We start from the raw sequence: 316 nt of genomic DNA, 5'->3' as shown, positions 1-316 counted from the left end.
CATCTGAAGGAGGCGGAAACAATTCTAAATACGGATAGTACTAAGCCTATTTATGTGCAAATTGCAGATTGGATTGAATCGGAAATTTTAAATGGCCATTTTGAAAGTGACGAAAAGGTGTACTCACAATACCAATTAGCTGAAATGTATACGATCAATCCTGCAACTGCAGCAAAGGGCCTCAATCTTCTGGTGGACGAAAATATCCTGTATAAAAAGCGAGGACTTGGTATGTTTGTCGCTGGTGATGCAAAAGAAATCATCATCTATAAACGAAAAAACCAAACATTGAAGCGATTAGTACGGGAGTTGGTTA

At 38.3% G+C, this 316-nt stretch carries 1 protein-coding gene; it reads left to right on the top strand.

Annotated features, from left to right (window positions below; translation table 11 throughout):
• Window positions 1–3 precede the first annotated feature (3 nt).
• Window positions 4–316 (top strand): GntR family transcriptional regulator (locus tag SB773_RS30810; RefSeq protein ID WP_410594035.1); only part of this gene is annotated, 313 nt, incomplete at its 3' end.

This window comes from Bacillus sp. SIMBA_074, from assembly GCF_046534555.1.
GTDB lineage: Bacteria > Bacillota > Bacilli > Bacillales > Bacillaceae_G > Bacillus_A > Bacillus_A mycoides.
Note: the sequence above shows the minus strand (reverse complement) of the source record. Positions and strands in the feature narration are given on the sequence as shown.